The organism is Streptomyces barringtoniae, assembly GCF_020819595.1.
Lineage (GTDB): Bacteria > Actinomycetota > Actinomycetes > Streptomycetales > Streptomycetaceae > Streptomyces > Streptomyces barringtoniae.
The window spans coordinates 230197-252327 of sequence record NZ_JAJHNP010000006.1; the positions used below are offsets into that span (position 1 = coordinate 230197).

Below are 22131 nucleotides of genomic sequence, written 5' to 3' on the forward strand. Positions count from 1 at the left end.
CGCCGAGGGCAACCCTCACCGAAAAGCCACAGCACAGGCCGCTGGGAGCGGTGCCCGGCTACGAGACGTTCACCCCGAAGTCGAGGGCGATGCCGCGCAGGCCCGAGGCGTACCCCTGCCCGACGGCGCGGAACTTCCATTCGCCCTGGTAGCGGTACAGCTCGCCGAAGATCATGGCGGTCTCGGTGGAGGCGTCCTCGCTGAGGTCGTAGCGGGCCAGTTCCTGGCCGTCGGCCTGGTTCACCACGCGGATGAAGGCGTTGGAGACCTGGCCGAAGGTCTGGCCGCGCTCGTCCGCCATGTGGATCGAGACGGGGAAGACGATCTTCTCGCAGTGCGCCGGCACCTTGCCGAGGTCCACCAGGATCGACTCGTCGTCGCCCTCGCCCTCACCGGTGAGGTTGTCACCGGTGTGCTCCACCGAGCCGTCGGGGCTCTTGAGCTGGTTGTAGAAGACGAACCACTCGTCGCCCAGGACGCGGTTGCCGGCGCCGCACAGCAGTGCGCTGGCGTCCAGGTCGAAGGGGGCGCCGGTGGTGGAACGCGCGTCCCAGCCGAGTCCGATCATGACGTTGGTGAGGTTCGGTGCGGCTTTGGAGAGGGAGACGTTGCCTCCCTTGGCGAGCGTGACGCCCATGATGCTGGTCCTCCCCTAGTGGTGCTTTCCCTGGTTGTCCTGCGCGTCCGGCGCCGCCCGTAAACGGTGCGGCGCCGGACGGTGCAGGTGTCGTAACCCTGCCGGGATCAGACGTTGACGCCGAAGTCCTGCGCGATGCCGCGCAGGCCCGAGGCGTAGCCCTGGCCGATGGCGCGGAACTTCCACTCCGCCCCGTGCCGGTACAGCTCGCCGAAGACCATGGCGGTCTCGGTGGAGGCGTCCTCGCTGAGGTCGTAGCGGGCGATCTCCTGCTCGCCCGCCTGGTTCACGACGCGGATGAACGCGTTGCGGACCTGACCGAAGGACTGCTGGCGGTTCTCGGCGTCGTAGATCGACACCGGGAAGACGATCTTCTCGATGTCGGCCGGGACGCCGGCCAGGTTGATCTTGATCTGTTCGTCGTCGCCCTCGCCCTCACCGGTGATGTTGTCACCGGTGTGCTCGACCGAGCCGTCGGGGCTCTTGAGGTTGTTGAAGAAGACGAAGTGCTGGTCGCTCGCGACCTTTCCGGTGTTGTTCAGCAGCAGTGCGCTCGCGTCGAGGTCGAAGTCGGAGCCGGTCGTGGTGCGCACGTCCCACCCCAGACCGACGATGACGGCGGTCAGGCCCGGGGCCTCCTTCGTCAGCGATACGTTGCCGCCCTTGCTGAGGCTGACTCCCACGGGTCCTCCATGTGGTGTCCAGGGGCGGGGAGCCCCGTCGTGCTTCGGATATGGGATCAACGAGCCGATCCTAGTGACGGGTTCCCGCACCCCGCAGACCCTGGACCCGGAGAATCACAGGTGTCGGCCACGGTCGGCCTACAGGGTGTCGAGCGCCTTCACGTAGTCGTTCAGGTCGCGCGCGTCCGGCAGGCCGTTGACCACGGTCCACCGCACGACGCCCTCCTTGTCGATGATGAAGGTGCCCCGGACGGCGCATCCCTTGTCCTCGTCGAAGACGCCGTACGCGCGCGAGACGTTGCCGTGCGGCCAGAAGTCGCTGAGCAGCGGGTACTCCAGGCCCTCCTGCTCGGCGAAGACGCGCAGGGTGTGGATGGAGTCGTTGGATACGGCGAGCAGCTGCGTGTCGCGGCCTTCGAACTTCGGAAGGTTGTCGCGCAGCTCGCACAGCTCGCCGGTGCAGACGCCGGTGAAGGCGAAGGGGTAGAAGAGCAGGACCACGTTCTTCTCGCCGCGGAAGTCCGAGAGCTTCACGGTGCGGCCGTGGTTGTCCTTGAGCTCGAAGTCGGGCGCCTTGTCGCCGACCTGGATCGCCATCGTCGTGCATCCCTTCGGTGGGCCGTTCGGGTGGAGCGCGCACAGCACACGCGCGGCTCCACCCTACGCAGCGATCACCAGGGCCTTCCGAACGGGCCGGGGCGAAATCCAGCCCGTCCGGCAGTGGGAGAGGAGATCACTTCTTGGACTTGGCCGCCTTCGGCGTGGCCAGCCGGCTTCCGCTCCAGTCCTTGCCCACACTGACGCTCTTCGACGCTGTCAGGCCGGCCGTCGTGGCGGCGTCCTGGATGTCGCTCGGCTCCACGTATCCCGTCCGGCCGGTCTTCGGCGTCAGGAGCAGGATTGCGCCACCCTCTTCGATGTACGTGGTGGCATCCACCAGCGCATCCGTCAGGTCGCCGTCGTCGTCACGGAACCACAGCACAACGGCGTCGGCCACGTCGTCGTACTCCTCGTCCATGAGGTCGCCTGCGATGGTTTCCTCGATGGCCTCACGGAGTTCCTGATCGACGTCGTCGTCGTAGCCGATCTCCTGGACCACCTGCCCGGGCTGGAACCCCAGCCTGGCGGCAGGGTTCGTCCGCTCCTCCGCGTGGTCCGCGGTCGCGCTCACGGGTTGCCTCCTGATCATGTCTTGATGAATATCTCAGCCACGCGCGTGCGCGAAGCATTGGCCGTAGTCCACACGGGCGGGGCGGATCGCGCAAGTACCCGGCCCTCCGGACCGCCGAAACGGTGACGATCCCGGCCGTGTCGCCGCAACTCCTGGCACCGTATCCCGATTCCGCGTGACCCACATCACACCGATGTGCCCGGTTTGCGCCGTTCGAAATCATCTCAGAATCATCCGCCGATACGCCCCTCGAACACCTTTGCCAAGCACGTCACACCCCGGGCGTATCGTTGCGTTTTGACCGATCAAGACACCGAGAGGCACCGAGGAGATGACGTACGCCGTCCCGAGGTACACGATGGGGAACGGTGTAGGCAGGTGCAGAAAATCGGCCCTCTGACAGGTAAGGAACAGCGTGGCTTCCGGATCCGATCGCAATCCGATCATCATTGGCGGCCTTCCGAGTCAGGTTCCTGACTTCGATCCCGAGGAAACCCGGGAGTGGCTCGACTCCCTCGACGCCGCGGTGGACGAGCGCGGCCGGGAACGGGCCCGCTACCTCATGCTCCGGCTGATCGAGCGGGCCCGCGAGCGGCGCGTGGCCGTGCCCGAGATGCGCAGCACGGACTACGTCAACACGATCGCCACCAAGGACGAGCCGTTCTTCCCGGGCAACGAGGAGATCGAGCGCCAGATCCTCAACGCGACCCGCTGGAACGCGGCCGTGATGGTCTCGCGCGCCCAGCGCCCCGGCATCGGCGTCGGCGGCCACATCGCCACCTTCGCCTCCTCGGCCTCGCTGTACGACGTCGGATTCAACCACTTCTTCCGCGGCAAGGACGAGGGCGACGGCGGTGACCAGGTCTTCTTCCAGGGCCACGCCTCCCCCGGCATCTACGCGCGCGCCTACCTGCTCGACCGGCTCACCGAGGGCCAGCTCGACGGCTTCCGCCAGGAGAAGTCGAAGTACCCGAACGGCCTGTCCAGCTACCCGCACCCGCGCTCGATGCCGGACTTCTGGGAGTTCCCGACGGTCTCCATGGGCCTCGGCCCGCTCGGCGCGATCTACCAGGCCCGGATGAACCGCTACATGGAGGCGCGCGGCATCGCGGACACCTCCAAGTCGCACGTGTGGGCGTTCCTCGGCGACGGCGAGATGGACGAGCCGGAGTCGCTCGGCCAGCTGTCCATCGCCGCCCGGGAGGGCCTGGACAACCTGACCTTCGTCGTCAACTGCAACCTGCAGCGGCTCGACGGCCCGGTGCGCGGCAACGGCAAGATCATCCAGGAGCTGGAGTCGATCTTCCGGGGCGCCGGCTGGAACGTGATCAAGCTGATCTGGGACCGCACGTGGGACCCGCTGCTCGCGCAGGACCGCGACGGTGTCCTGGTCAACAAGATGAACACGACCCCGGACGGGCAGTTCCAGACCTACGCCACCGAGTCCGGCGCGTACATCCGCGAGCACTTCTTCGGCGGCGACCAGCGGCTGCGCGCGATGGTCGAGAACATGACCGACCACCAGATCCTGATGCTGGGCCGCGGCGGTCACGACCACCGGAAGATCTACGCGGCGTACAAGGCGGCCCTGGAGCACAAGGGCCAGCCGACGGTCATCCTGGCCAAGACGGTCAAGGGCTGGACGCTGGGCCCGAACTTCGAGGGCCGCAACGCCACGCACCAGATGAAGAAGCTGACGGTCGACGACCTCAAGCGCTTCCGGGACCGGCTGCACCTGCCGATCTCCGACAGGGAGCTGGAGTCCGGCCCGCCGCCGTACTACCACCCGGGCCGGAACACGGACGAGATCCAGTACATGCACGACATGCGCAAGCAGTGCGGCGGCTACGTCCCGACGCGCGTCGTGCGTTCCCAGCCGCTCGCGCTGCCGGACGACAAGACGTACGCGACCGTGAAGAAGGGCACGGGCCAGCAGTCCATCGCCACGACGATGGCCTTCGTGCGACTCCTCAAGGACCTCATGCGGGACAAGGAGATCGGCAAGCGGTTCGTGCTGATCGCGCCGGACGAGTACCGCACGTTCGGCATGGACTCCTTCTTCCCGAGCGCGAAGATCTACAACCCGCTGGGCCAGCAGTACGAGTCGGTGGACCGGGAGCTGCTGCTCGCCTACAAGGAGTCGCCGACCGGCCAGATGCTGCACGACGGCATCTCCGAGGCGGGCTGTACGGCCTCCCTGATCGCGGCGGGCTCGGCCTACGCCACGCACGGCGAGCCGCTGATCCCGGTCTACGTCTTCTACTCGATGTTCGGTTTCCAGCGCACCGGCGACCAGTTCTGGCAGATGGCCGACCAGCTGGCGCGCGGATTCGTGCTGGGCGCGACCGCCGGCCGTACCACCCTGACCGGTGAGGGTCTGCAGCACGCCGACGGCCACTCGCAGCTGCTCGCCTCGACCAACCCGGCGTGCGTGGCCTACGACCCGGCGTACGCCTACGAGATCGCGCACATCGTCCAGGACGGCCTGCGCCGGATGTACGGCGGCGACGCCGAGCACCCGCACGGCGAGGACGTCTTCTACTACCTGACCGTCTACAACGAGCCCATCCAGCACCCGGCGGAGCCGGCGAACGTCGACGTGGAGGGCATCCTCAAGGGCGTCCACAAGATCAGCGAGGGCACGGCCGGCTCGCTCCCGGCGCAGATCATGGCGTCCGGCGTGGCGGTCCCGTGGGCGCTGGAGGCCCAGCGGATCCTCGCCGCGGACTGGAACGTGCGCGCCGACGTCTGGTCGGCCACCTCCTGGAACGAGCTGCGCCGCGAGGCGGTGGCGTGCGAGGAGCACAATCTGCTGCACCCGGAGGAGGAGCAGCGGGTGCCGTATGTGACGCGGAAGCTCAGCGGCGCCGAGGGTCCGTTCGTGGCCGTGTCCGACTGGATGCGATCGGTTCCGGACCAGATCGCGCGGTGGGTGCCGGGCACGTACCAGTCGCTGGGCGCGGACGGCTTCGGCTTCGCCGACACCCGGGGTGCGGCGCGGCGCTTCTTCCACATCGACGCCCAGTCGATCGTCGTCGCGGTGCTGACCGAACTGGCGCGCGAGGGCAAGGTGGACCGCTCGGTGCTGAAGCAGGCCATCGACCGGTACCAGCTGCTGGACGTGTCGGCGGCGCATCCGGGGGCGGCGGGCGGCGACGCGTAGCCGTTTCCCTCGGCTTTGACGGGGCGGCAACCGGGGAGGGTCTGCTGGTTCGTCGCCGGGTGCGGGGGACTGCGTGGCTGGTCGCGCAGTCCCCCGCACCCCTTTGGGGCGCGTTTACGATGCGGGCATGAGCGATCAGTCGGCGCAGGCCCGTTGGGAGCGGCGTACCCAACGGCCCCTGCTGGCGTTGGCTGTGGCGTTCGCCGTCGCCTATGCCGTGCCGATCGTGGCCCACTCCGCGGGTCATTCGCTGACGGCCGCGTGCACGGTGGTCGAGTGGGTGGTCTGGGCCGCGTTCGCCGTGGACTACCTCATGCGGCTCGCACTCGCCCCGCGGCGCCGGGAGTTCGTCCGCACACACTGGACAGACCTGTGCGCGGTGCTGGTGCCGCTGCTGCAGCCGCTGCGGTTGCTGCGGATGGTGTCGACGCTGCTGCTGGTGGGGCGGCGGGCGCGGATGGCCTCGCAGATCCGGCTGACGACCTATGTCGCCGGGTCGGTGACCGGGCTGCTGATGTTCGGGTCGCTGGCGGTGCTGTCCGTGGAGCGGGACTCGCCGAACGGGAACATCCGGACGCTGGGTGACGCGGTGTGGTGGTCGTTCACGACGATGACGACCGTGGGGTACGGGGACCACGCGCCGACGACCGGGCTGGGGCGGGTGATCGCCGTCGGGCTGATGCTGTCCGGGATCGCATTGCTCGGTGTGGTGACCGCGAACATCGCGGCGTAGTTCATCGCGCGGTTCGAGAAGGACGACGTGGAGGAGCGGCGGCAGACGGAGGCCATCGCCGCGTTGGCCGAGGAGGTTCGCTCACTGCGCGCGGAGGTGGCTCGGCTGGCCGACGAGCGGGAGCAGCAGCGGAGTTGACGCGCTGCCCGGTGCCGTGGCCGACCGGGTGGGGTCCCGCGCCCGGCGGACGGCCCCGGGCCCCACGACGCAACCGTCGGCTATAGGAGCCCGTGGCCCCATGTGGCCGCGCCCGCCAGGGCGACGACGGCGAGCACCGTGTCTATCGCGCCGAGGACCAACGCCACCAGCGCTGGGATGTCTCGGTCGTTGGACCACTTGCGGCCCATGGACTGCCAGCCGCAGACCATCGCCACCGGGCCCAGGACGATGCCCAGCGCGAAGAAGCCGGCCACGGCACAGATCGCGCCGATGATGCCGAGTGTCGCGCGGTCCGGCCCGGTCCGTTGCCACGTCCGGCCACGTGACCGGGGGTACCCGCGCGTTCCGTGCCCGAAGCCTGTCATCATCAACTCCCTGGGGGTCATGGACAGTTCGGCTTCGCGGTGCGAGTACCCCGATTCCGGCCCGGCAGACCTGCGCGCGCTGCCCCCCTCCGGCAGCGCGCGCCGCGGCCCGGCCGTCCCCCATGTCTGCGGAGGACTTGACCCACTGTGACCCGCGGCGCGCGCCCGGTGCGAGCGATCTTTAGCGGAGTCACCCTGATAGGGGAACTCCGCCCGGAAGACGCCCGGGCGGAGACCCAGGCAGACGCCCGGGCGGAGGCCCGAGCAGTAACCCTCAGATGTGGCCCACGCCCGCGCCCGCCTCCGCGTTCGCGCCCCGCTTGGTCAGCAGCGCGACGAGGACGGCGACCGCCGCCACGCCCGCGGCGACCAGGGAGGCGAGGCTCATGCCGGAGATGAAGGTGTGATGGGCGACCTCGGTGATCTTCGCGGCGACCTGCTCCGGCACACCCTTGGGCACCGGCGCGACGCCCACCTGGACCGCCTCCGAGGCCTTGTCCAGCTGACCCGGTGTCAGCGGCGGCAGTCCGGCGCCGGTCCAGTTGCCCGGCAGGTCGCTGTCGACCTTGGAGGCCATCACAGCGCCCAGCACGGCCGTGCCGAGGCTGCCGCCGATCTGCATGGCCGCCTGCTGGAGGCCGCCGGCGACACCGGACAGTTCCATGGGGGCGTTGCCGACGATGACCTCCGTCGCGCCGACCATGACCGGCGCGAGGCCGAGGCCGAGCAGCGCGAACCAGACCGACATCACGCCGCTGCCGGTGTCGGCCTCGAGCGTCGACATGCCGTACATCGCGATGGCGGTCGCGGCCATGCCGCCGGCCAGCGGGATGCGCGGGCCGAGCTTGGTGATCGCGGCACCGGCGAGCGGCGAGCCGACGATCATCATGCCGGTGAGCGGCAGCAGGTGCAGGCCGGCGTCGATGGGGCTCATGCCGTGCACGTTCTGGAGGTAGAACGTCACGAAGAACAGCCCGCCCATGAACGCGATGGCCATCAGGACCATCAGGACCACGCCCGCCGACAGCGGTATCGAGCGGAAGAGGCCCAGCGGGATCAGGGGCTCCTTGACCCTCGTCTCCCAGACGGAGAACAGGGCGAAGAGAAGCACGGACGCGGCGATGAAGATCCATGTCCTGTCGTCGCCCCAGCCCCACGTCGGGGCCTTGATCAGGGCCCAGACCAGGCAGAACATCGCGCCGGAGAGCAGCGCGATGCCGAGGACGTCGAAGGAGCGCGGGGCGTTCTCGGCGCGGTGGTCGCGCAGGATCAGCGCGCCCAGGACCAGGGCGAGCGCTCCCACGGGGACGTTGATGAAGAACACCGACTGCCAGTTGACGTGCTCGACGAGGACGCCGCCGAGGATCGGGCCGCCCGCGGTGGACGCGCCGATCACCATGCCCCAGATGCCGATGGCCATGTTGAGCTTCTCGGCCGGGAAGGTGGCCCGCAGCAGGCCGAGCGCGGCCGGCATCAGCAGCGCGCCGAACAGGCCCTGGAAGACGCGGAAGGTGACGACCGCGGCGATGCTGTGGGACAGGCCGATGGCGCCGGAGGCGGCGGCGAAGCCGGTCACGCCGATGAGGAAGGTCTGCCGGTGGCCGAAGCGGTCACCGAGCTTGCCCGCGGTGATCAAGGTGACCGCGAGGGCGAGGAAGTAGCCGTTGGTGATCCACTGGACATCGGCGAAGGTCGCGCCCAGGTCTTCCTTGATGGTCGGGTTGGCGATCGCCACGATGGTGCCGTCGAGGGCCACCATCATGACGCCCACGGCGACGGTGATGAGGGTGAGCCAGGGATGGCCGCGCAGCCCCGCGGCCGGAGGTGACTCGAGCGGGACTTGGGGTGCCGTGTCCCCCGGCCCCGTCGCGTCGATGGTGGTCTGACTAGTCATGTGTTCGAGGCTAGTGACAGCCTCTGACAATTGACAAACCGTTTCATCAGTCAGTAACTGACACGTATGGAAACACTGCGCGAACGCAAGAAACAGCGCACCCGGGAGGCGCTGCTGCGGGCCGCTCTGGAGCTCTTCACGACCCAGGGGTACGAGCACACGACCGTCGACGAGATAGCCGAGGCCGTCGACGTCTCGCAGCGCACCTTCTTCCGTTACTTCGCCGGCAAGGAGGACGTGGCCTTCGCCGTCCAGGAGATGACGGAGGCGCGCTTCGTCGAGGCCGTACGCGCGCGTCCGCCGCACGAGGCACCGCTGGAGGCCCTGCGGCAGGCGGTCCTGGAGGGCTGGGACGGGATCCGGGAGACGGTCGAGTCGGCCGTCCCGGTCGAGCTGTACCTGCGCATGTACCGGACGATCGAGTCGACGCCCGCGCTGCTCGCCGCCCACCTGCGCCGCTCGGCGGCGACGGAGGAGACGATCGCGCGGCTGCTGGCCGGGCGCGAGGGCGTGGACGTGGACGCCGACCCCCGACCGCGGCTCGCCGTGGCCGTGTTCGGCGCAGTGATAAGGGTCACGGAACGGCAGTGGTGCACGGGCGACGACTTCAGCCTGGAGGCGATCCGTCAACTCACCGCGTCCCACCTCGATCTGGTGGATTCGGCACTCATCGGGAACTGGCGCTCAAATCAAGATCGTTGACAACGCGTTCGACGCTTCGCGAAACGTGATACCTGTCACTCGGTTACCCCGAGACCCTCCCGTTCTCCTAGTGTGTCCTCCCAGTGACTTCCTTCGACACCTCCCCGCAACTGAACGTCTGGCGCGCCCTGCTGGCCCTGGCCGTGGTGTTCGTGATGCTCGCGACCACCGGCTGGACCGCCCTGCACAGCCACCGGGAGTCGACCGCGCTGCAGGCCTCGCTCGACAAGTGGGACCACGGCAGCATCCACGGCCTCCATCTGCCGGACCCGCACGCCGCACCGGCCGTGCTCAGCCGTTTCTTCGCCTCCCTCTCCGCCGAGGACCAGCACCGTCTCGCCCACCGCTACCCGCTCGCGGTCGGCAACATGAACGGCGCCCCCGCCACCTTGCGCTACCGCGCCAACCACATCGCGATGGAGCAGCAGCGCAAGGTCGAGAAGAAGCGCATGCACGACAGCCGGCTCAGCGCGGCCGGGCAGCAGGACGCGGGCCGCCTCATGCACCGCTACGAGTCCCTGCTGTCCGACGGCCGGCAGATCCTGGCCTTCGACCCCGAGGGCTCGGGCCGTATCGCGGAGGTGTTCGGGAACCTGGACACGGCGCAGCGGATCTCGGTCGTCGTCCCCGGCGTCGACACCGACCTGCTCACCTTCCAGAAGACCAACCGCCAGTACACCGCCCCGGTCGGCATGGGCAAGGCGCTGTACGCGGCGGAGCGCGCGCAGAGCCCCGCGACCCGTACCGCCGTGATCGCCTGGGCCGACTACACCGCCCCCGACGGGCTCGGCGTGGACGCGGCCACCGGGCTGCGTGCCGAGGAGGGCGCCGTACGGCTGAACGCGCTGCTGGGCGGCCTGCCCGGGCGCGCCCCGGTGACGATGGTCTGTCACAGCTACGGCTCCGTGGTCTGCGGGGTGGCCGCGCACGCGATGCCGCGCCGGGTGACCGACATAGCGGTGGCCGCGAGCCCGGGCATGCGCGTCTCCAGCGCCTCCCACCTGGACACCAAGGCCCGGGTGTGGGCCATGCGGGACGCCACCGACTGGATCCAGGACGTGCCGTACCTGGAGCTCGGCGGGCTCGGGCACGGCGCCGATCCGGTGTCCTCGGCGTTCGGTGCGCGCGTGCTGACCGCTCGGGACGCGCAGGGGCACGCCGGCTATTTCCAGCCGGGCACGGACAGTCTGCGCAACCTCGCCGACGTGGCCGTCGGGGCGTACGACGAGGTGACGTGCGCACGCGAGAACGACCTGTGCCGGGCCGGTGTGCCCGCCACTACCACGGCCGGACGCGCGTAGAAACAGCAGGAAGTGCGGTCTGCGCGGGTGGCGACGGAGGAGCACGTGCCGCATACGATGAGCCGCATGGGTGACGTACTGGCGGGTTTTCATGCCGTCTGGGAGTTCGAGTCCGACTCCGTGCTCATCCGTTACGAACGGGGGATTCGGACACCGAAGCTGTTCCAGGCACTCGGGGAACGGCGGATCCCGCTGTCCGCGGTCGAGGGCGTGACGCTCTCCCCGGGCAGGCGCGGCACCGTCGTACTGCGGCTGCTGCCGCGTGCCGGCGCGGATCCGCTGATGGAGGCGGCGGCCGGGCAGCTGAAGGAGGGCTCCGATCCCTACCGGCTGGTGCTGCCGGCCGAGCGGGAGACCCTCGCCGAGTACTACGCCGACGAGCTCAAGGGCCTGTTGACCGAGTCCGGGCCCGCCGACCGCCCTCAAGTGACGGCGCCCGAGGTGCCGCTGTCGTTCAAGGCGTACGACGGCAAGGCGAGCTTCGACGGTGCGGCCGTGCAGTTCCGCTGGTCCTGGACGGGCGCGTCCTCGGCCAAGTGGAAGGCCGGCGACCAGAGCTTCCCGGTCACGGAGCTGAGCGGGGTGGAGTGGCGGTCGCCGGAGGTGTTCGAGGGACACCTCCGGCTGGTCCCGCGCTCGGCCGAGTCGGCCGCGGTGCAGCCCGACCAGGATCCGGCGGCCGTTGTCTTCGGGCTGGGGTACGGCCCGGTGCACGAGTCGCTGCCGTTCGCCGCGGCCGTCCTCGCCGCCGTACGCACGCGTGGGCCGGTATCCGCGGTACCGGCCCCGTCACGGCGTGACCCCGCCGACATCGCCGAACGGATCCGGCACCTGGGGGAGTTGCATCAGGCCGGGTTGGTCACCGACGAGGAGTTCTCCTCGAAGAAGGCGGAACTCCTGGCGGAGCTGTGAGCTACTCCCGGCCCGCAGAGGTGAACGCCATGTCCGCGTACCGGTTGCCCGCCACCTTCGCCGCGATCGGCTCCAGTCGGGACAGTTCCTCGGCCGTCAGGACGATCGCCGTCGCCGCCACGTTCTCCTCCACCCGGTTCGGCTTGCGGGTGCCCGGGATCGGGACCACCGGGAGGGCGTCGATCGTCGCCCGCTGCTGCACCCAGGCCAGGGCGATCTGGCCGAGGGTGGCGTCGTGGGCCTCGGCGATGGTGCGGATCGGCTCCAGGAGGGCCGCGTTGGCGGTCGCGTTGGCGCCGGTGAAGCGGGGCTGCTGTCGGCGGAAGTCGTCGGCCGTGAGGTCCTGTTCGGCGTTGGTGAAGGAGCCGGTGAGGAAGCCTCGGCCGAGCGGCGAGTACGGCACCAGGGTGACGCCCAGGTCCCGCGCGGCCGGTACGACCTTGGCCTCGATGTCCCGGCTGAACAGCGACCACTCCGACTGCACGGCCGCAATCGGGTGCACGGCGTGCGCGGCGCGCAGCTCGTCGGCGGTGACCTCGCTCAGCCCGAGGTGCTTGACCTTGCCCTCGCGGACCAGCTCCGCCATCGTGCCGACCGTCTCCTCGATGGGGACGTTCACATCACGGCGGTGCATGTAGTACAGGTCGATCACGTCGACGCCGAGCCGCTTCAGGCTGGCCTCGACGGCCTCGCGGATGTACGGGGCGTCGTTGCGGACGATCCGCCTGGTCGGGTCGTCCTCGGGGATCGACAGGGCGAACTTGGTGGCGATGACCACCTCGTCCCGGTGCGCCGTGAAGAACGGGGACAGGAACCGCTCGTTCTCGCCGGCGCCGTAGGCGTCCGCCGTGTCGTACAGCGTCACGCCCAGTTCCAGCGCCCGCTCCAGCGCGGCGCGCGCCTGGCCTGCGTCGGTGGGGCCGTACGCGAAGCTCATGCCCATGCAGCCGAGGCCCTGAACGCCGACCTCCGGTCCGCCCTCGCCGAGCCGTACCGCCGGAATCCTGGTGCCGGTCATCGCGTGGTCCCCTCCATCGCGTAGAAGCTGATCTTGCGGTCGAGTACGGCGAGCGTGTCCCGCAGCTCGGCGATCCTGTTCAGGACGTCCCGGCGGGTCGACTCCAGCAGCTCCCGTCGTTCCCCGTAGGTGCTCTCGCCCTCCCGGACCAGTTCCGCGTACCGGACCATGTCGGCCACCGGCATGCCGGTCAGCCGCAGCTTCGTCACGAAGTCCAGCCAGTCCAGGTCGCGGTTGCTGTAGCGCCGCTGCCCGGTGTGCGAGCGGTCGACGTGCGGCATCAGGCCGATCCGCTCGTACCAGCGCAGGGTGTGCGCGGTCAGGCCGGTGAACGCGACGACCTCGCTGATCGTGTAGCTGTCCTGGCCGTCGGCGCGCGGATGGCGTCTGGGCGGGGCGGAGCAGATGTCTGCGGGGGCCGTGCGTGCGGTGTCCGCCGGCGTGGTCTGCATCACCGTCATGGCCCCCACGCTATGGGGTTGGAGTGCACTCCAAGCAAGCGGATTCGGTAAGAAATCAGCGGGACGCCGGCCCCGACTCCTGGCTAGCGTGCGGCACATGAGTCTTGCACGCCGGGCCCTGCCCGAGGACGCCGTGGAACTGCTGCGGCTGCGCCAGGTGATGATCGACTCCCTGCGGAGCACGGGAGGCGGCGGGCCGACGGAGTGGCACGCCGAGTCGCTGCCGACGCTGCGGGAGCGGCTGGCCGAGCCGGACGGCGACTTCGTCGCCTTCGTCGTGGACCATCCGGACCGGCCGGGGGCGCTGGCCGCGCTGGTGGCCGGGACGCTGGAGTACCGGATCGGGAAGGCCGGCAATCCGCACGGGCGGGTCGGGTACGTCTTCAGCGTCGCGACCGACCCGGACGCCCGGCGGCGCGGGTACGCGCGCGCGTGCATGGAGGAACTGGTCGCCTGGTTCCGGGAGCGTGGCGTGGGTCATGTGCTGCTGACCGCCTCCCAGGAGGCCGAGCCGCTGTACGCCTCGCTCGGCTTCACGCGTGACCCGGACCCGTCGATGCGGCTGCTGCTGTGAGCCGCATAGGCTCGTCAGCATGTCGTTGAACAGCCTGACGAGCGTGGCGTCGATCGAGAAGTGGCCCGTCCCCACCGCGGCGGCGGGTGTCGTACGGGCCGACGGGACCGTCCTCGGGACGCACGGTCCCGTCGGGCACCGCTTTGCGCTCGCCTCGGTCACCAAGCCGCTGGCCGCGTACGCGGCGCTGGTCGCGTACGAGGAGGGCGCGATCGAACTGGACGAGCCGGCCGGGCCGCCCGGTTCGACCGTCCGGCACCTCCTCGCGCACACCTCCGGGCTCGCCTTCGACGAGCACAGGGCGATGGCGCCGCCCGGTGAGCGCCGGCTCTACTCCAACGCCGGGTTCGAGCAGCTGGGGGACCACATCGCCAAGGCGACGGACATTCCGTTCGCCGAGTATCTGCGGCAGGCGGTGCTGGAGCCGCTGGGGATGACGTCGACGTCGCTGGAGGGCTCCCCCGCGAAGGACGGCGTGTCCACGGTGGCCGACCTGCTGCGGTTCGCGGCGGAGGTGCAGGCGCCGCGGCTGCTGGATCCGCGGACGGTCGCGGAGGCGATGAGTGTGCAGTTCCCCGGGACGAAGGGTGTGCTTCCGGGATACGGCCACCAGAACCCGAACGACTGGGGCCTGGGCCTCGAGATCCGCAGCTCCAAGTCGCCGCACTGGACGGGGAGTTCCTCCTCGCCGCGCACCTTCGGGCATTTCGGGCAGTCCGGTACGTTCCTGTGGATCGACCCGGACGCGGGTGCGGCGTGCGCCGCCCTGACCGACCGGGCGTTCGGCCCCTGGGCGGTCGAGGCCTGGCCGACGTTCACGGACGCGGTGCTCGCGGAACTGCGCGGCTGAGGCCGCCACCAGCGCCCCGCGGGCACGACGACCCCTACCCGCCCATTTCCCACATCAGCAACTCGGTCGCCGTCACCCCCACCGCCTCAAGGCCCCGCGCGTCCGTGATCCGGGCCGAGTCACCGGCGTCCAGTTCCTCGTCGGCCAGCCGGACGGTGCCCCGCACCACGTGCACGTACACGAACGCCCCGTCCGGCACCGCCGTCCGTTCCCCCGCCGCCAGGCGCCGTATGTGGAGCATCGCGCCGGACTCCGGGACGGCGTACGGCGTGGAGTCGGCGATGCCCGGGATGATCTCGTACGACGGCTCCCCGCCCGGCTCCCGCGGCGCCAGCCACATCTGGACGAAGGTGAGCGGCGACGACCCGTCGTTGCGCTCCACGTGGCGGACGCCTGCCGCCGCGCTGAGCCGCTGGACGTCCCCGGGGCGGACGCAGGTCTCGTGGCCGGTGGAGTCGCGGTGGGTCAGCTCGCCCTCGACGACCCAGGTGATGATCTCGGTGTGGCTGTGCGGGTGTTCCCCGAAGCCGGCACCGGGCGCGAGCCGCTCCTCGTTGCAGGCGATGACCGCGCCGAAGCGGAGGTTGCCGGGGTCGTAGTGGGGGCCGAAGGAAAACGCGTGCCAGGACTCGATCCCGGCCTCCGGCTCGCCCCCTGGGTAGCGCTCGTCGGCGCGCCGTACGTCCATCACGCGCACAACGGTAGACCCCGCCCCGGGGCGCCGAGCCAGACCCGGCGGCACGCACCGGCGTCCGGATAAGGCAGTCTTGTCCCGTGCCCGAACCCGAATCCCGCAGCAGCGAACCCCACGCCGATCGCCACGCACTCGCCGTCCACCCGCACGCCGCGACCCTCAAGCGGCTGGAGAAGTCCTCCGGGTCTCTCGCCGCGCAGGCCATCGCACGGATGGACGAGACCCTGCCGTGGTACCGGGCCATGCCCCCGGAGAACCGTTCCTGGATCGGGCTCGTGGCCCAGGCGGGCATCGCGGCCTTCACCGAGTGGTTCCGGCACCCCGACGCCCCCCAGGCGATCTCGACCGACGTCTTCGGCACCGCGCCGCGCGAGCTGACCCGGGCCATCACGCTGCGGCAGACCGTGGAGATGGTGCGCACCACCATCGAAGTCATGGAGAGCGCGATCGACGAGGTCGCGGCCCCGGGTGACGAGAGCGTGCTGCGGGAGGCGCTGCTCGTGTACGCCCGGGAGATCGCCTTCGCCACCGCGCAGGTGTACGCGCAGGCCGCCGAGGCACGCGGTGCCTGGGACGCGCGGCTGGAGTCGCTGGTCGTCAACGCCGTGCTGAGCGGGGAGGCGGACGAAGGCGCCGTCAGCCGGGCCGCCGCGCTCGGCTGGAACTCGCCGGAACACGTGTGCGTGGTACTCGGGACCGCGCCCGACGGGGACAGCGAGCTGACCGTCGAGGCCATCCGGCGGGCCGCCCGGCACGCCAAGCTCCAGGTGCTCACCGGGGTTCTCGGGGACCGGCTCGTCGTCATCGCCGGGGGCAGCAACAACCCGCTCGCCGTCGCCAAGTCGCTGATCGGGCCCTTCGCCGCCGGGCCGGTGGTCGCCGGGCCCGTCGTACCCGACCTGCTGGCCGCCACGCGGTCCGCGCAGGCCGCCGCCGCAGGCCTGAAGGCGTGTTCCGCCTGGCAGGACGCGCCGCGGCCGGTGCTGGCGGACGATCTGCTGCCGGAGCGCGCGATCGCGGGTGATCCGAGCGCCCGCGAGCAGTTGGTGGAGGAGATCTACAGACCCCTCGAAGAGGCCGGTTCGGCGCTGCTGGAAACCCTGAGCGTCTATCTGGAACAGGCGAGCAGCCTGGAGGGCGCCGCCCGGATGCTCTTCGTTCACCCGAACACCGTGCGCTACCGGCTCCGACGTGTGACTGACGTCACCGGTTGGTCGCCATCGGATGTACGATCCGCGTTTACGCTGCGGATCGCGCTCATCCTGGGGCGTCTGGTCGACGGCGAACTCCCGGCATAGGGTTTTGTCGGAGTTCCACAAAAGCCCTTCGTGTTCTTCGTCCCTGTCCTCACGGGCGGCCCCGGCCGTCCCCAAGAGAGAGTGTGAGAGTGCTCGTACTCGTCGCTCCCGGCCAGGGCGCCCAGACGCCCGGCTTCCTGACTCCCTGGCTCGAACTGCCCGGCGCCGCCGACCGTGTCGCCGCCTGGTCGGACGCCATCGGACTGGACCTGGCCCACTACGGCACCCAGGCCGACGCCGACGCCATCCGTGACACCGCGGTGGCCCAGCCGCTGCTGGTCGCCGCCGGCCTCCTGTCCGCCGCGGCACTCGGTGACATCTCCGAGATCGCTCCGGGCGCCGTCGCCGGTCACAGCGTCGGTGAGATCACCGCCGCCGCCTTCGCGGGCGTGCTGGACGACGCCGCCGCGCTCGGCCTGGTCCGCGAGCGGGGTCTGGCGATGGCCGACGCCGCCGCGATCACCGAGACCGGCATGTCGGCGCTGCTCGGCGGCGACCCCGAGACCTCCGTCGCGCACCTGGAGAAGCTGGGCCTGACCCCGGCGAACATCAACGGCGCGGGCCAGATCGTCGCCGCGGGCACGCTGGAGCAGCTGGCCGCGCTGGCCGAGGACAAGCCCGAGGGCGTCCGCAAGGTCATCCCGCTGAAGGTCGCCGGCGCCTTCCACACCCACCACATGGCTCCCGCCGTCGAGACACTGGCCAAGGCCGCCGCGGAGCTGACGCCCGCCGACCCGAAGGTCGCCTACGTCTCCAACAAGGACGGGCAGGCCGTCGCGGCCGGCGCCGAGGTGCTCCAGCGGCTGGTCGGCCAGGTCGCCAACCCGGTGCGCTGGGACCTGTGCATGGAGACCTTCAAGGAGCTGGGCGTCACCGCGCTCATCGAGGTGTGCCCGGGTGGCACCCTGACCGGACTGGCCAAGCGGGCGCTGCCCGGCGTCGCGACCCTGGCCCTGAAGACCCCCGACGACCTCGACGCGGCACGCGCGCTCGTCTCCGAGCACGCCGGCGCCTAAGGAGCCGTACATGGCGAAGATCAAGCCCAGCAAGGGCGCCCCGTATGCGCGCATCCTCGGTGTCGGCGGCTACCGGCCGACCCGGGTCGTGCCCAACGAGGTGATCCTCGAGAAGATCGACTCCTCCGACGAGTGGATCCGCTCGCGCTCCGGCATCGAGACGCGGCACTGGGCCGGTCCCGATGAGACCGTGGCCGCGATGGCGATCGAGGCCTCCGGCAAGGCGATCGCGGACGCCGGCATCGACGCGGAGCAGATCGGCGCCGTGGTCGTCTCGACGGTCTCGCACTTCAGCCAGACCCCGGCCGTCGCCACCGAGATCGCCGACAAGCTGGGCACGAACAAGGCCGCCGCCTTCGACATCTCGGCCGGCTGCGCGGGCTTCGGCTACGGCCTGACCCTCGCCAAGGGCATGGTGGCGGAAGGTTCCGCCGAGTACGTGCTCGTCATCGGCGTGGAGCGGCTCAGCGACCTGACCGACCTGGAGGACCGGGCCACGGCCTTCCTGTTCGGCGACGGCGCCGGCGCGGTCGTCGTCGGCCCCTCGCAGGAGCCCGCGATCGGCCCCACCGTGTGGGGCTCCGAGGGCGACAAGGCCGAGACGATCAAGCAGACCGTCCCCTGGGACCGGTTCCGGCTCGGCGACCTGTCCGAGCTGCCGCTCGACAGCGACGGCAACATCAAGTTCCCCGCCATCACGCAGGAGGGCCAGGCGGTGTTCCGCTGGGCCGTGTTCGAGATGGCGAAGGTCGCCCAGCAGGCGCTGGACGCGGCCGGCATCAGCCCGCAAGAGCTGGACGTCTTCATCCCGCACCAGGCCAACGTGCGGATCATCGACTCGATGGTGAAGACCCTCAAACTGCCGGAGCATGTCACGGTCGCCCGTGACATCCGCACCACCGGCAACACCTCGGCCGCCTCGATTCCGCTCGCGATGGAGCGGCTTCTGGCGACCGGGGAGGCGAAGAGCGGCGACACCGCGCTCGTCATCGGATTCGGGGCGGGTCTCGTCTACGCCGCCACGGTCGTTACCCTCCCCTAGGCACTCCGTGCCGGATCTCGCGATCGGGCACGGCAGCAATTGCCACAAACCGTCTGGAACATCGAAGAAGGAGCGCCTGACATGGCCGCCACTCAGGAAGAGATCGTCGCCGGTCTCGCCGAGATCGTGAACGAGATCGCCGGGATCCCCACCGAGGACGTCCAGCTGGACAAGTCCTTCACCGACGACCTGGACGTCGACTCGCTGTCCATGGTCGAGGTCGTCGTCGCCGCCGAAGAGCGCTTCGACGTGAAGATCCCGGACGAGGACGTCAAGAACCTCAAGACCGTCGGCGACGCGACCGACTACATCCTCAAGCACCAGGCCTGAGCCACCGCTCGGCCCTGAAGGCTGCAAGGCCCCGCCACCCGGCGGTGGCGCCGTTGAATCCCGTATCCGTTGGAGAAAGAATTCCCGTGAGCCCGACCAATCGCACCGTGGTCGTCACCGGTATCGGCGCAACCACACCGCTGGGTGGCGACGCAGCTTCGTTCTGGGACGCCCTCGTCGCCGGCACGTCCGGTGTCAAGCCCCTGGAGCAGGACTGGGCGGCCGAGCAGGCCGTCCGTATCGCGGCTCCCGTCGCCGTGGAGCCGACCGAGGTCATCCCTCGGCCGCAGGCGCGCCGCCTGGACCGTTCGGCGCAGTTCGCGCTGATCGCGGCTCAGGAGGCCTGGAAGGACGCGGGCTTCACCGCCAAGGCCGGTGAGGACGGCAGCGTCGACCCGGACCGGCTCGGTGCCGTCATCGCCTCCGGCATCGGCGGCGTGACCACGCTGCTCGACCAATACGACGTGCTCAAGGAGAAGGGCGTCCGCCGCGTCTCCCCGCACACCGTCCCCATGCTGATGCCGAACAGCCCCTCGGCCAACGTGGGCCTGCTCGTGGGCGCCCGCGCGGGCGTGCACACGCCGGTCTCCGCGTGCGCGTCGGGTGCCGAGGCCATCGGCTACGCCATCGAGATGATCCGCACCGGCCGCGCCGACGTCGTCGTCGCCGGCGGTACCGAGGCGGCCATCCACCCGCTGCCCATCGCCGCGTTCGGCAACATGATGGCGATGTCCAAGAACAACGAGAACCCGCAGGGTGCCTCGCGTCCCTACGACGTCGACCGCGACGGCTTCGTCCTCGGCGAGGGCGCCGGTGTGATCGTCCTGGAGTCCGCCGAGCACGCGGCCAAGCGCGGCGCGCGGGTGTACGCGGAGGCGGTCGGGCAGGGCATCTCCGCCGACAGCCACGACATCGTGCAGCCGGAGCCGGAAGGCCGCGGCATCTCGCACGCGCTGCAGAACCTGCTGGACAACACGGACCTGGACCCGGCCGAGATCGTGCACGTCAACGCGCACGCCACGTCGACGCCGGCCGGTGACATCGCCGAGCTGAAGGCGCTGCGCAAGGTGTTCGGTGACGACGCCGACCACATGGCGGTGTCCGCGACCAAGTCGATGACCGGGCACCTGCTCGGTGGCGCCGGTGGTGTGGAGTCGGTCGCGACCGTGCTCGCGCTGTACAACCGGGTGGCGCCGCCGACGATCAACATCGAGAACATCGACCCCGAGGCCGAGGCCAACGCGGACGTCGTCCGCGGGGAGGCCCGCAAGCTGCCGGTCGAGGGCCGTATCGCCGCGCTGAACGACTCGTTCGGCTTCGGCGGGCACAACGTGGTCCTGGCGTTCAGGACCGTCTGAGAACGTGAGTGAGGGCCCCCGCCGACCGGCGGGGGCCCTTCCTCGTGTCCTGATGCTCTGCCCTGCCCTCTGCCCGGATGCTCACACCACCTGGTGCAGCCAGCGCACCGGCGCGCCCTCGCCGGCGTACCTGAACGGCTCCAGTTCGTCGTCCCACGGCTTGCCCAGGAGCTTGGCGATCTCCGCTTCCAGGTCGGTCTCTCCCCGCTGAGAGCGCGTCAGCGCGGCGCGCAGGCGGTCCTCGGGGATGAGGATGTCGCCGTGGATGCCGGTGACGGCGTGGAAGATGCCGAGGTCGGGGGTGCAGCTGTAGCGCTCGCCCTCGGCGGTCGGGCAGGGCTCGGCGGTGACCTCGAAGCGGAGCAGGTGCCAGCCGCGCAGGGCGGAGGCCAGCTTGGAGGCCGTGCCCGCCTCGCCCTGCCAGGAGAACTCCGAGCGCCAGGTGCCGGGGGCCGCGGGCTGCCGGATCCAGTCGAGGTTGACGCGCGTGCCGAGCACCCCGGCGACGGCCCACTCGACGTGCGGGCACAGCGCGCGCGGCGCGGAGTGCACGTACAGAACTCCACGTGTCGTCACCGGGACCTCCGGGCAGAGCGGGACATCTTGCGGACTGGCTGGCGGCAGTGGCACGACGGCCGCGTTGATGGCGAGGCTACCCTGCGGCGGTGCAAGGAGTGTGACGTACCGTCGGTCCCGGCGTCAGGAAACCTCCGCCATTCACCCAGGGGGACGCTTGTACGGGGGTGCTCCGTTCCAGGGCACCGGCTCGGGAACCCTCACACGTTGTTATGGGAGGAAGCACAGACGACCACCCGGGGGCACCGGGTGCGACGACGAGGGGATCAACAGGGGATGCGGAAGCCGGGCAGTCGTACGCGAGCCGCTCTCGCCCTCGTGGCGGCCGCCATGCTGGGCATCGCAGGGTGCGACGCCGGGGGCGGGGGTTCGCCCGCGGCGCAGGGCACCAGGGCGCGCGCCGCCAGACCGGCGCCGGTGTGGAACCGCAGCCCCGACTCGATCGCCGCGGTCGGCGACTCCATCACCCGCGGCTTCGACGCGTGCACCGTGCTGTCGGACTGCCCCGAGGTGTCCTGGGCGACCGGCAGTGACACGGGGGTGGACAGCCTGGCGGTGCGGCTGCTCGGGGTGGCGGGCGCGGCGGAGCGCAGCTGGAACTACGCGGTGACCGGGGCCCGCGTGGCGGACCTGCCCGAGCAGATGGCGCAGGCGGCGGCGCACGACCCGCAGCTGGTGACGGTGATGGTGGGCGCGAACGACGCCTGCCGGTCCTCCGCTCGGGCGATGACCTCGGTGGCCGACTTCCGCGCGGACTTCGAGGAGTCCCTGCACACCCTGCGCGCGGCGTCCCCGAAGACCCAGGTCTACGTGGCGAGCGTGCCGAACCTGAAGCGGCTGTGGTCCGAGGGCCGGGGCAATCCGCTGGGCAAGGAGGTGTGGAAGCTCGGCATCTGCCCGTCGATGCTGTCCGACGCCGACGATCTGACCAACGCGGCCACGCTCCGCCGGGACCGGGTGCAGCAGCGGGTGGTGGAGTACAACAGGGTGCTGAAGGAGGTCTGCGCCAAGGACAGCCGCTGCCGCTTCGACAACAACGCGGTGTACGACTACCGCTTCGGCACCGGCCAGCTCAGCCACTGGGACTGGTTCCACCCCAGCAGGGACGGTCAGGCGCGGCTCGCGGCGATCGCGTACCGGACCATCACCGCGGCCAATCCGGTTGCCTAGGACACGTATCGCCTAGTGTTTTCC

General features: G+C 70.4%; 22 protein-coding genes and 1 pseudogene. 13 read left to right on the top strand and 10 right to left on the bottom strand.

From position 1 onward, the window contains the following. Window positions 1-58: 58 nt before the first annotated feature. From LMU33_RS12695 to LMU33_RS12710, 4 genes are all read right to left on the bottom strand, one after another. A complete protein-coding gene (locus LMU33_RS12695; protein WP_228620119.1) occupies window positions 59-637 on the bottom strand; it encodes a TerD family protein in 579 nt (192 codons plus the stop codon). 107 nt (window positions 638-744) lie between these two features. Next, window positions 745-1320: a calcium homeostasis/redox stress adaptation protein gene (locus LMU33_RS12700; RefSeq protein ID WP_228620121.1), complete on the bottom strand. Its 576-nt coding sequence runs from the start codon at window positions 1318-1320 to the stop codon at window positions 745-747. A 138-nt stretch (window positions 1321-1458) separates the two neighbouring features. Continuing rightward, the gene (locus LMU33_RS12705; RefSeq protein WP_228620122.1) at window positions 1459-1917 is read right to left on the bottom strand and encodes a peroxiredoxin; all 459 of its coding nucleotides are present in this window, start codon (window positions 1915-1917) and stop codon (window positions 1459-1461) included. 136 nt (window positions 1918-2053) lie between these two features. Continuing rightward, window positions 2054-2491: a DUF3052 domain-containing protein gene (locus LMU33_RS12710; protein ID WP_228620124.1), complete on the bottom strand. Its 438-nt coding sequence runs from the start codon at window positions 2489-2491 to the stop codon at window positions 2054-2056. Between the two features lie 415 nt (window positions 2492-2906). Here LMU33_RS12710 and aceE point away from each other — a divergent pair, with 415 nt between their 5' ends. Together aceE and LMU33_RS12720 are read left to right on the top strand one after the other, a co-directional pair. Continuing rightward, complete coding sequence (gene aceE / locus LMU33_RS12715) at window positions 2907-5654, top strand: pyruvate dehydrogenase (acetyl-transferring), homodimeric type (protein ID WP_228620126.1); 2748 nt, start codon at window positions 2907-2909, stop codon at window positions 5652-5654. A 127-nt stretch (window positions 5655-5781) separates the two neighbouring features. After that, window positions 5782-6525, top strand: a pseudogene (locus tag LMU33_RS12720) (potassium channel family protein). A gap of 80 nt (window positions 6526-6605) precedes the next feature. Here the strand turns inward: LMU33_RS12720 and LMU33_RS12725 are convergent. Together LMU33_RS12725 and LMU33_RS12730 are read right to left on the bottom strand one after the other, a co-directional pair. Beyond that, window positions 6606-6911: a small hydrophobic protein gene (locus LMU33_RS12725; RefSeq protein ID WP_228620127.1), complete on the bottom strand. Its 306-nt coding sequence runs from the start codon at window positions 6909-6911 to the stop codon at window positions 6606-6608. A gap of 274 nt (window positions 6912-7185) precedes the next feature. Next, complete coding sequence (locus LMU33_RS12730; RefSeq protein WP_228620129.1) at window positions 7186-8805, bottom strand: MFS transporter; 1620 nt, start codon at window positions 8803-8805, stop codon at window positions 7186-7188. 66 nt (window positions 8806-8871) lie between these two features. Here LMU33_RS12730 and LMU33_RS12735 point away from each other — a divergent pair, with 66 nt between their 5' ends. The 3 genes from LMU33_RS12735 to LMU33_RS12745 all read left to right on the top strand — a co-directional run bounded on the left by LMU33_RS12735 (window position 8872) and on the right by LMU33_RS12745 (window position 11720). Continuing rightward, complete coding sequence (locus LMU33_RS12735; protein WP_228620131.1) at window positions 8872-9507, top strand: TetR family transcriptional regulator; 636 nt, start codon at window positions 8872-8874, stop codon at window positions 9505-9507. An 83-nt stretch (window positions 9508-9590) separates the two neighbouring features. Next, a complete protein-coding gene (locus tag LMU33_RS12740; protein WP_228620132.1) occupies window positions 9591-10808 on the top strand; it encodes an alpha/beta hydrolase in 1218 nt (405 codons plus the stop codon). Between the two features lie 66 nt (window positions 10809-10874). After that, window positions 10875-11720, top strand: coding sequence for a DUF4429 domain-containing protein (locus LMU33_RS12745; RefSeq protein WP_228620134.1), 846 nt, complete (start codon window positions 10875-10877; stop codon window positions 11718-11720). A 1-nt stretch (window position 11721) separates the two neighbouring features. Here the strand turns inward: LMU33_RS12745 and LMU33_RS12750 are convergent, their stop codons facing one another. Next, window positions 11722-12738: an aldo/keto reductase gene (locus LMU33_RS12750; RefSeq protein WP_228620136.1), complete on the bottom strand. Its 1017-nt coding sequence runs from the start codon at window positions 12736-12738 to the stop codon at window positions 11722-11724. After that, on the bottom strand, window positions 12735-13199 hold the full coding sequence (locus LMU33_RS12755; protein WP_228620137.1) for a MerR family transcriptional regulator: 465 nt from the start codon (window positions 13197-13199) through the stop codon (window positions 12735-12737). Before LMU33_RS12755 ends, LMU33_RS12750 begins: the two co-directional genes overlap by 4 nt. Window positions 13200-13296: 97 nt before the next feature. On the opposite strand from LMU33_RS12755, the gene LMU33_RS12760 reads away from it, so the two are divergent. After that, window positions 13297-13773, top strand: coding sequence for a GNAT family N-acetyltransferase (locus LMU33_RS12760; RefSeq protein ID WP_228620139.1), 477 nt, complete (start codon window positions 13297-13299; stop codon window positions 13771-13773). A gap of 19 nt (window positions 13774-13792) precedes the next feature. Beyond that, a complete protein-coding gene (locus LMU33_RS12765; RefSeq protein ID WP_228620140.1) occupies window positions 13793-14623 on the top strand; it encodes a serine hydrolase domain-containing protein in 831 nt (276 codons plus the stop codon). A 34-nt stretch (window positions 14624-14657) separates the two neighbouring features. Here the strand turns inward: LMU33_RS12765 and LMU33_RS12770 are convergent, their stop codons facing one another. Then, entirely contained in the window at window positions 14658-15311 is a 654-nt protein-coding gene (locus LMU33_RS12770; RefSeq protein ID WP_228620497.1) for a pirin family protein, read from the bottom strand. Window positions 15312-15397: 86 nt separating this feature from the next. On the opposite strand from LMU33_RS12770, the gene fasR reads away from it, so the two are divergent. The 5 genes from fasR (at window position 15398) to fabF (ending at window position 20361) form a co-directional block, all read left to right on the top strand. Beyond that, complete coding sequence (gene fasR, locus LMU33_RS12775) at window positions 15398-16615, top strand: fatty acid biosynthesis transcriptional regulator FasR (protein ID WP_228620142.1); 1218 nt, start codon at window positions 15398-15400, stop codon at window positions 16613-16615. 89 nt (window positions 16616-16704) lie between these two features. Further along, complete coding sequence (locus LMU33_RS12780; protein ID WP_228620144.1) at window positions 16705-17631, top strand: ACP S-malonyltransferase; 927 nt, start codon at window positions 16705-16707, stop codon at window positions 17629-17631. 10 nt (window positions 17632-17641) lie between these two features. Next, the gene (locus LMU33_RS12785; RefSeq protein WP_228620145.1) at window positions 17642-18673 is read left to right on the top strand and encodes a ketoacyl-ACP synthase III; all 1032 of its coding nucleotides are present in this window, start codon (window positions 17642-17644) and stop codon (window positions 18671-18673) included. Window positions 18674-18754: 81 nt separating this feature from the next. Next, window positions 18755-19003: an acyl carrier protein gene (locus tag LMU33_RS12790; RefSeq protein ID WP_018545314.1), complete on the top strand. Its 249-nt coding sequence runs from the start codon at window positions 18755-18757 to the stop codon at window positions 19001-19003. Window positions 19004-19089: 86 nt separating this feature from the next. After that, window positions 19090-20361, top strand: a complete 1272-nt coding sequence (gene fabF / locus LMU33_RS12795; protein WP_228620147.1) for a beta-ketoacyl-ACP synthase II — start codon at window positions 19090-19092, stop codon at window positions 20359-20361. Between the two features lie 81 nt (window positions 20362-20442). Here fabF and LMU33_RS12800 read toward each other — a convergent pair whose 3' ends face one another. Continuing rightward, complete coding sequence (locus LMU33_RS12800; RefSeq protein WP_030341287.1) at window positions 20443-20937, bottom strand: DUF3145 domain-containing protein; 495 nt, start codon at window positions 20935-20937, stop codon at window positions 20443-20445. Between the two features lie 276 nt (window positions 20938-21213). Between LMU33_RS12800 and LMU33_RS12805 the strand changes: the two genes are divergently transcribed. Beyond that, a complete protein-coding gene (locus tag LMU33_RS12805) occupies window positions 21214-22107 on the top strand; it encodes an SGNH/GDSL hydrolase family protein (protein WP_228620148.1) in 894 nt (297 codons plus the stop codon). Window positions 22108-22131: the final 24 nt, after the last annotated feature.

What these genes read in the sequence shown, in the direction of transcription:
- LMU33_RS12695 (WP_228620119.1), bottom strand. Translation starts at nt 637, where the DNA reads ATGGGCGTCACGCTCGCCAAGGGAGGCAACGTCTCCCTCTCCAAAGCC.
- LMU33_RS12705 (WP_228620122.1), bottom strand. Translation starts at nt 1,917, where the DNA reads ATGGCGATCCAGGTCGGCGACAAGGCGCCCGACTTCGAGCTCAAGGAC.
- LMU33_RS12725 (WP_228620127.1), bottom strand. Translation starts at nt 6,911, where the DNA reads ATGACAGGCTTCGGGCACGGAACGCGCGGGTACCCCCGGTCACGTGGC.
- LMU33_RS12730 (WP_228620129.1), bottom strand. Translation starts at nt 8,805, where the DNA reads ATGACTAGTCAGACCACCATCGACGCGACGGGGCCGGGGGACACGGCA.
- LMU33_RS12735 (WP_228620131.1), top strand. Translation starts at nt 8,872, where the DNA reads ATGGAAACACTGCGCGAACGCAAGAAACAGCGCACCCGGGAGGCGCTG.
- LMU33_RS12745 (WP_228620134.1), top strand. Translation starts at nt 10,875, where the DNA reads ATGGGTGACGTACTGGCGGGTTTTCATGCCGTCTGGGAGTTCGAGTCC.
- LMU33_RS12750 (WP_228620136.1), bottom strand. Translation starts at nt 12,738, where the DNA reads ATGACCGGCACCAGGATTCCGGCGGTACGGCTCGGCGAGGGCGGACCG.
- LMU33_RS12755 (WP_228620137.1), bottom strand. Translation starts at nt 13,199, where the DNA reads ATGACGGTGATGCAGACCACGCCGGCGGACACCGCACGCACGGCCCCC.
- LMU33_RS12760 (WP_228620139.1), top strand. Translation starts at nt 13,297, where the DNA reads ATGAGTCTTGCACGCCGGGCCCTGCCCGAGGACGCCGTGGAACTGCTG.
- LMU33_RS12765 (WP_228620140.1), top strand. Translation starts at nt 13,793, where the DNA reads ATGTCGTTGAACAGCCTGACGAGCGTGGCGTCGATCGAGAAGTGGCCC.
- LMU33_RS12770 (WP_228620497.1), bottom strand. Translation starts at nt 15,311, where the DNA reads ATGGACGTACGGCGCGCCGACGAGCGCTACCCAGGGGGCGAGCCGGAG.
- LMU33_RS12785 (WP_228620145.1), top strand. Translation starts at nt 17,642, where the DNA reads ATGGCGAAGATCAAGCCCAGCAAGGGCGCCCCGTATGCGCGCATCCTC.
- LMU33_RS12790 (WP_018545314.1), top strand. Translation starts at nt 18,755, where the DNA reads ATGGCCGCCACTCAGGAAGAGATCGTCGCCGGTCTCGCCGAGATCGTG.
- LMU33_RS12805 (WP_228620148.1), top strand. Translation starts at nt 21,214, where the DNA reads ATGCGGAAGCCGGGCAGTCGTACGCGAGCCGCTCTCGCCCTCGTGGCG.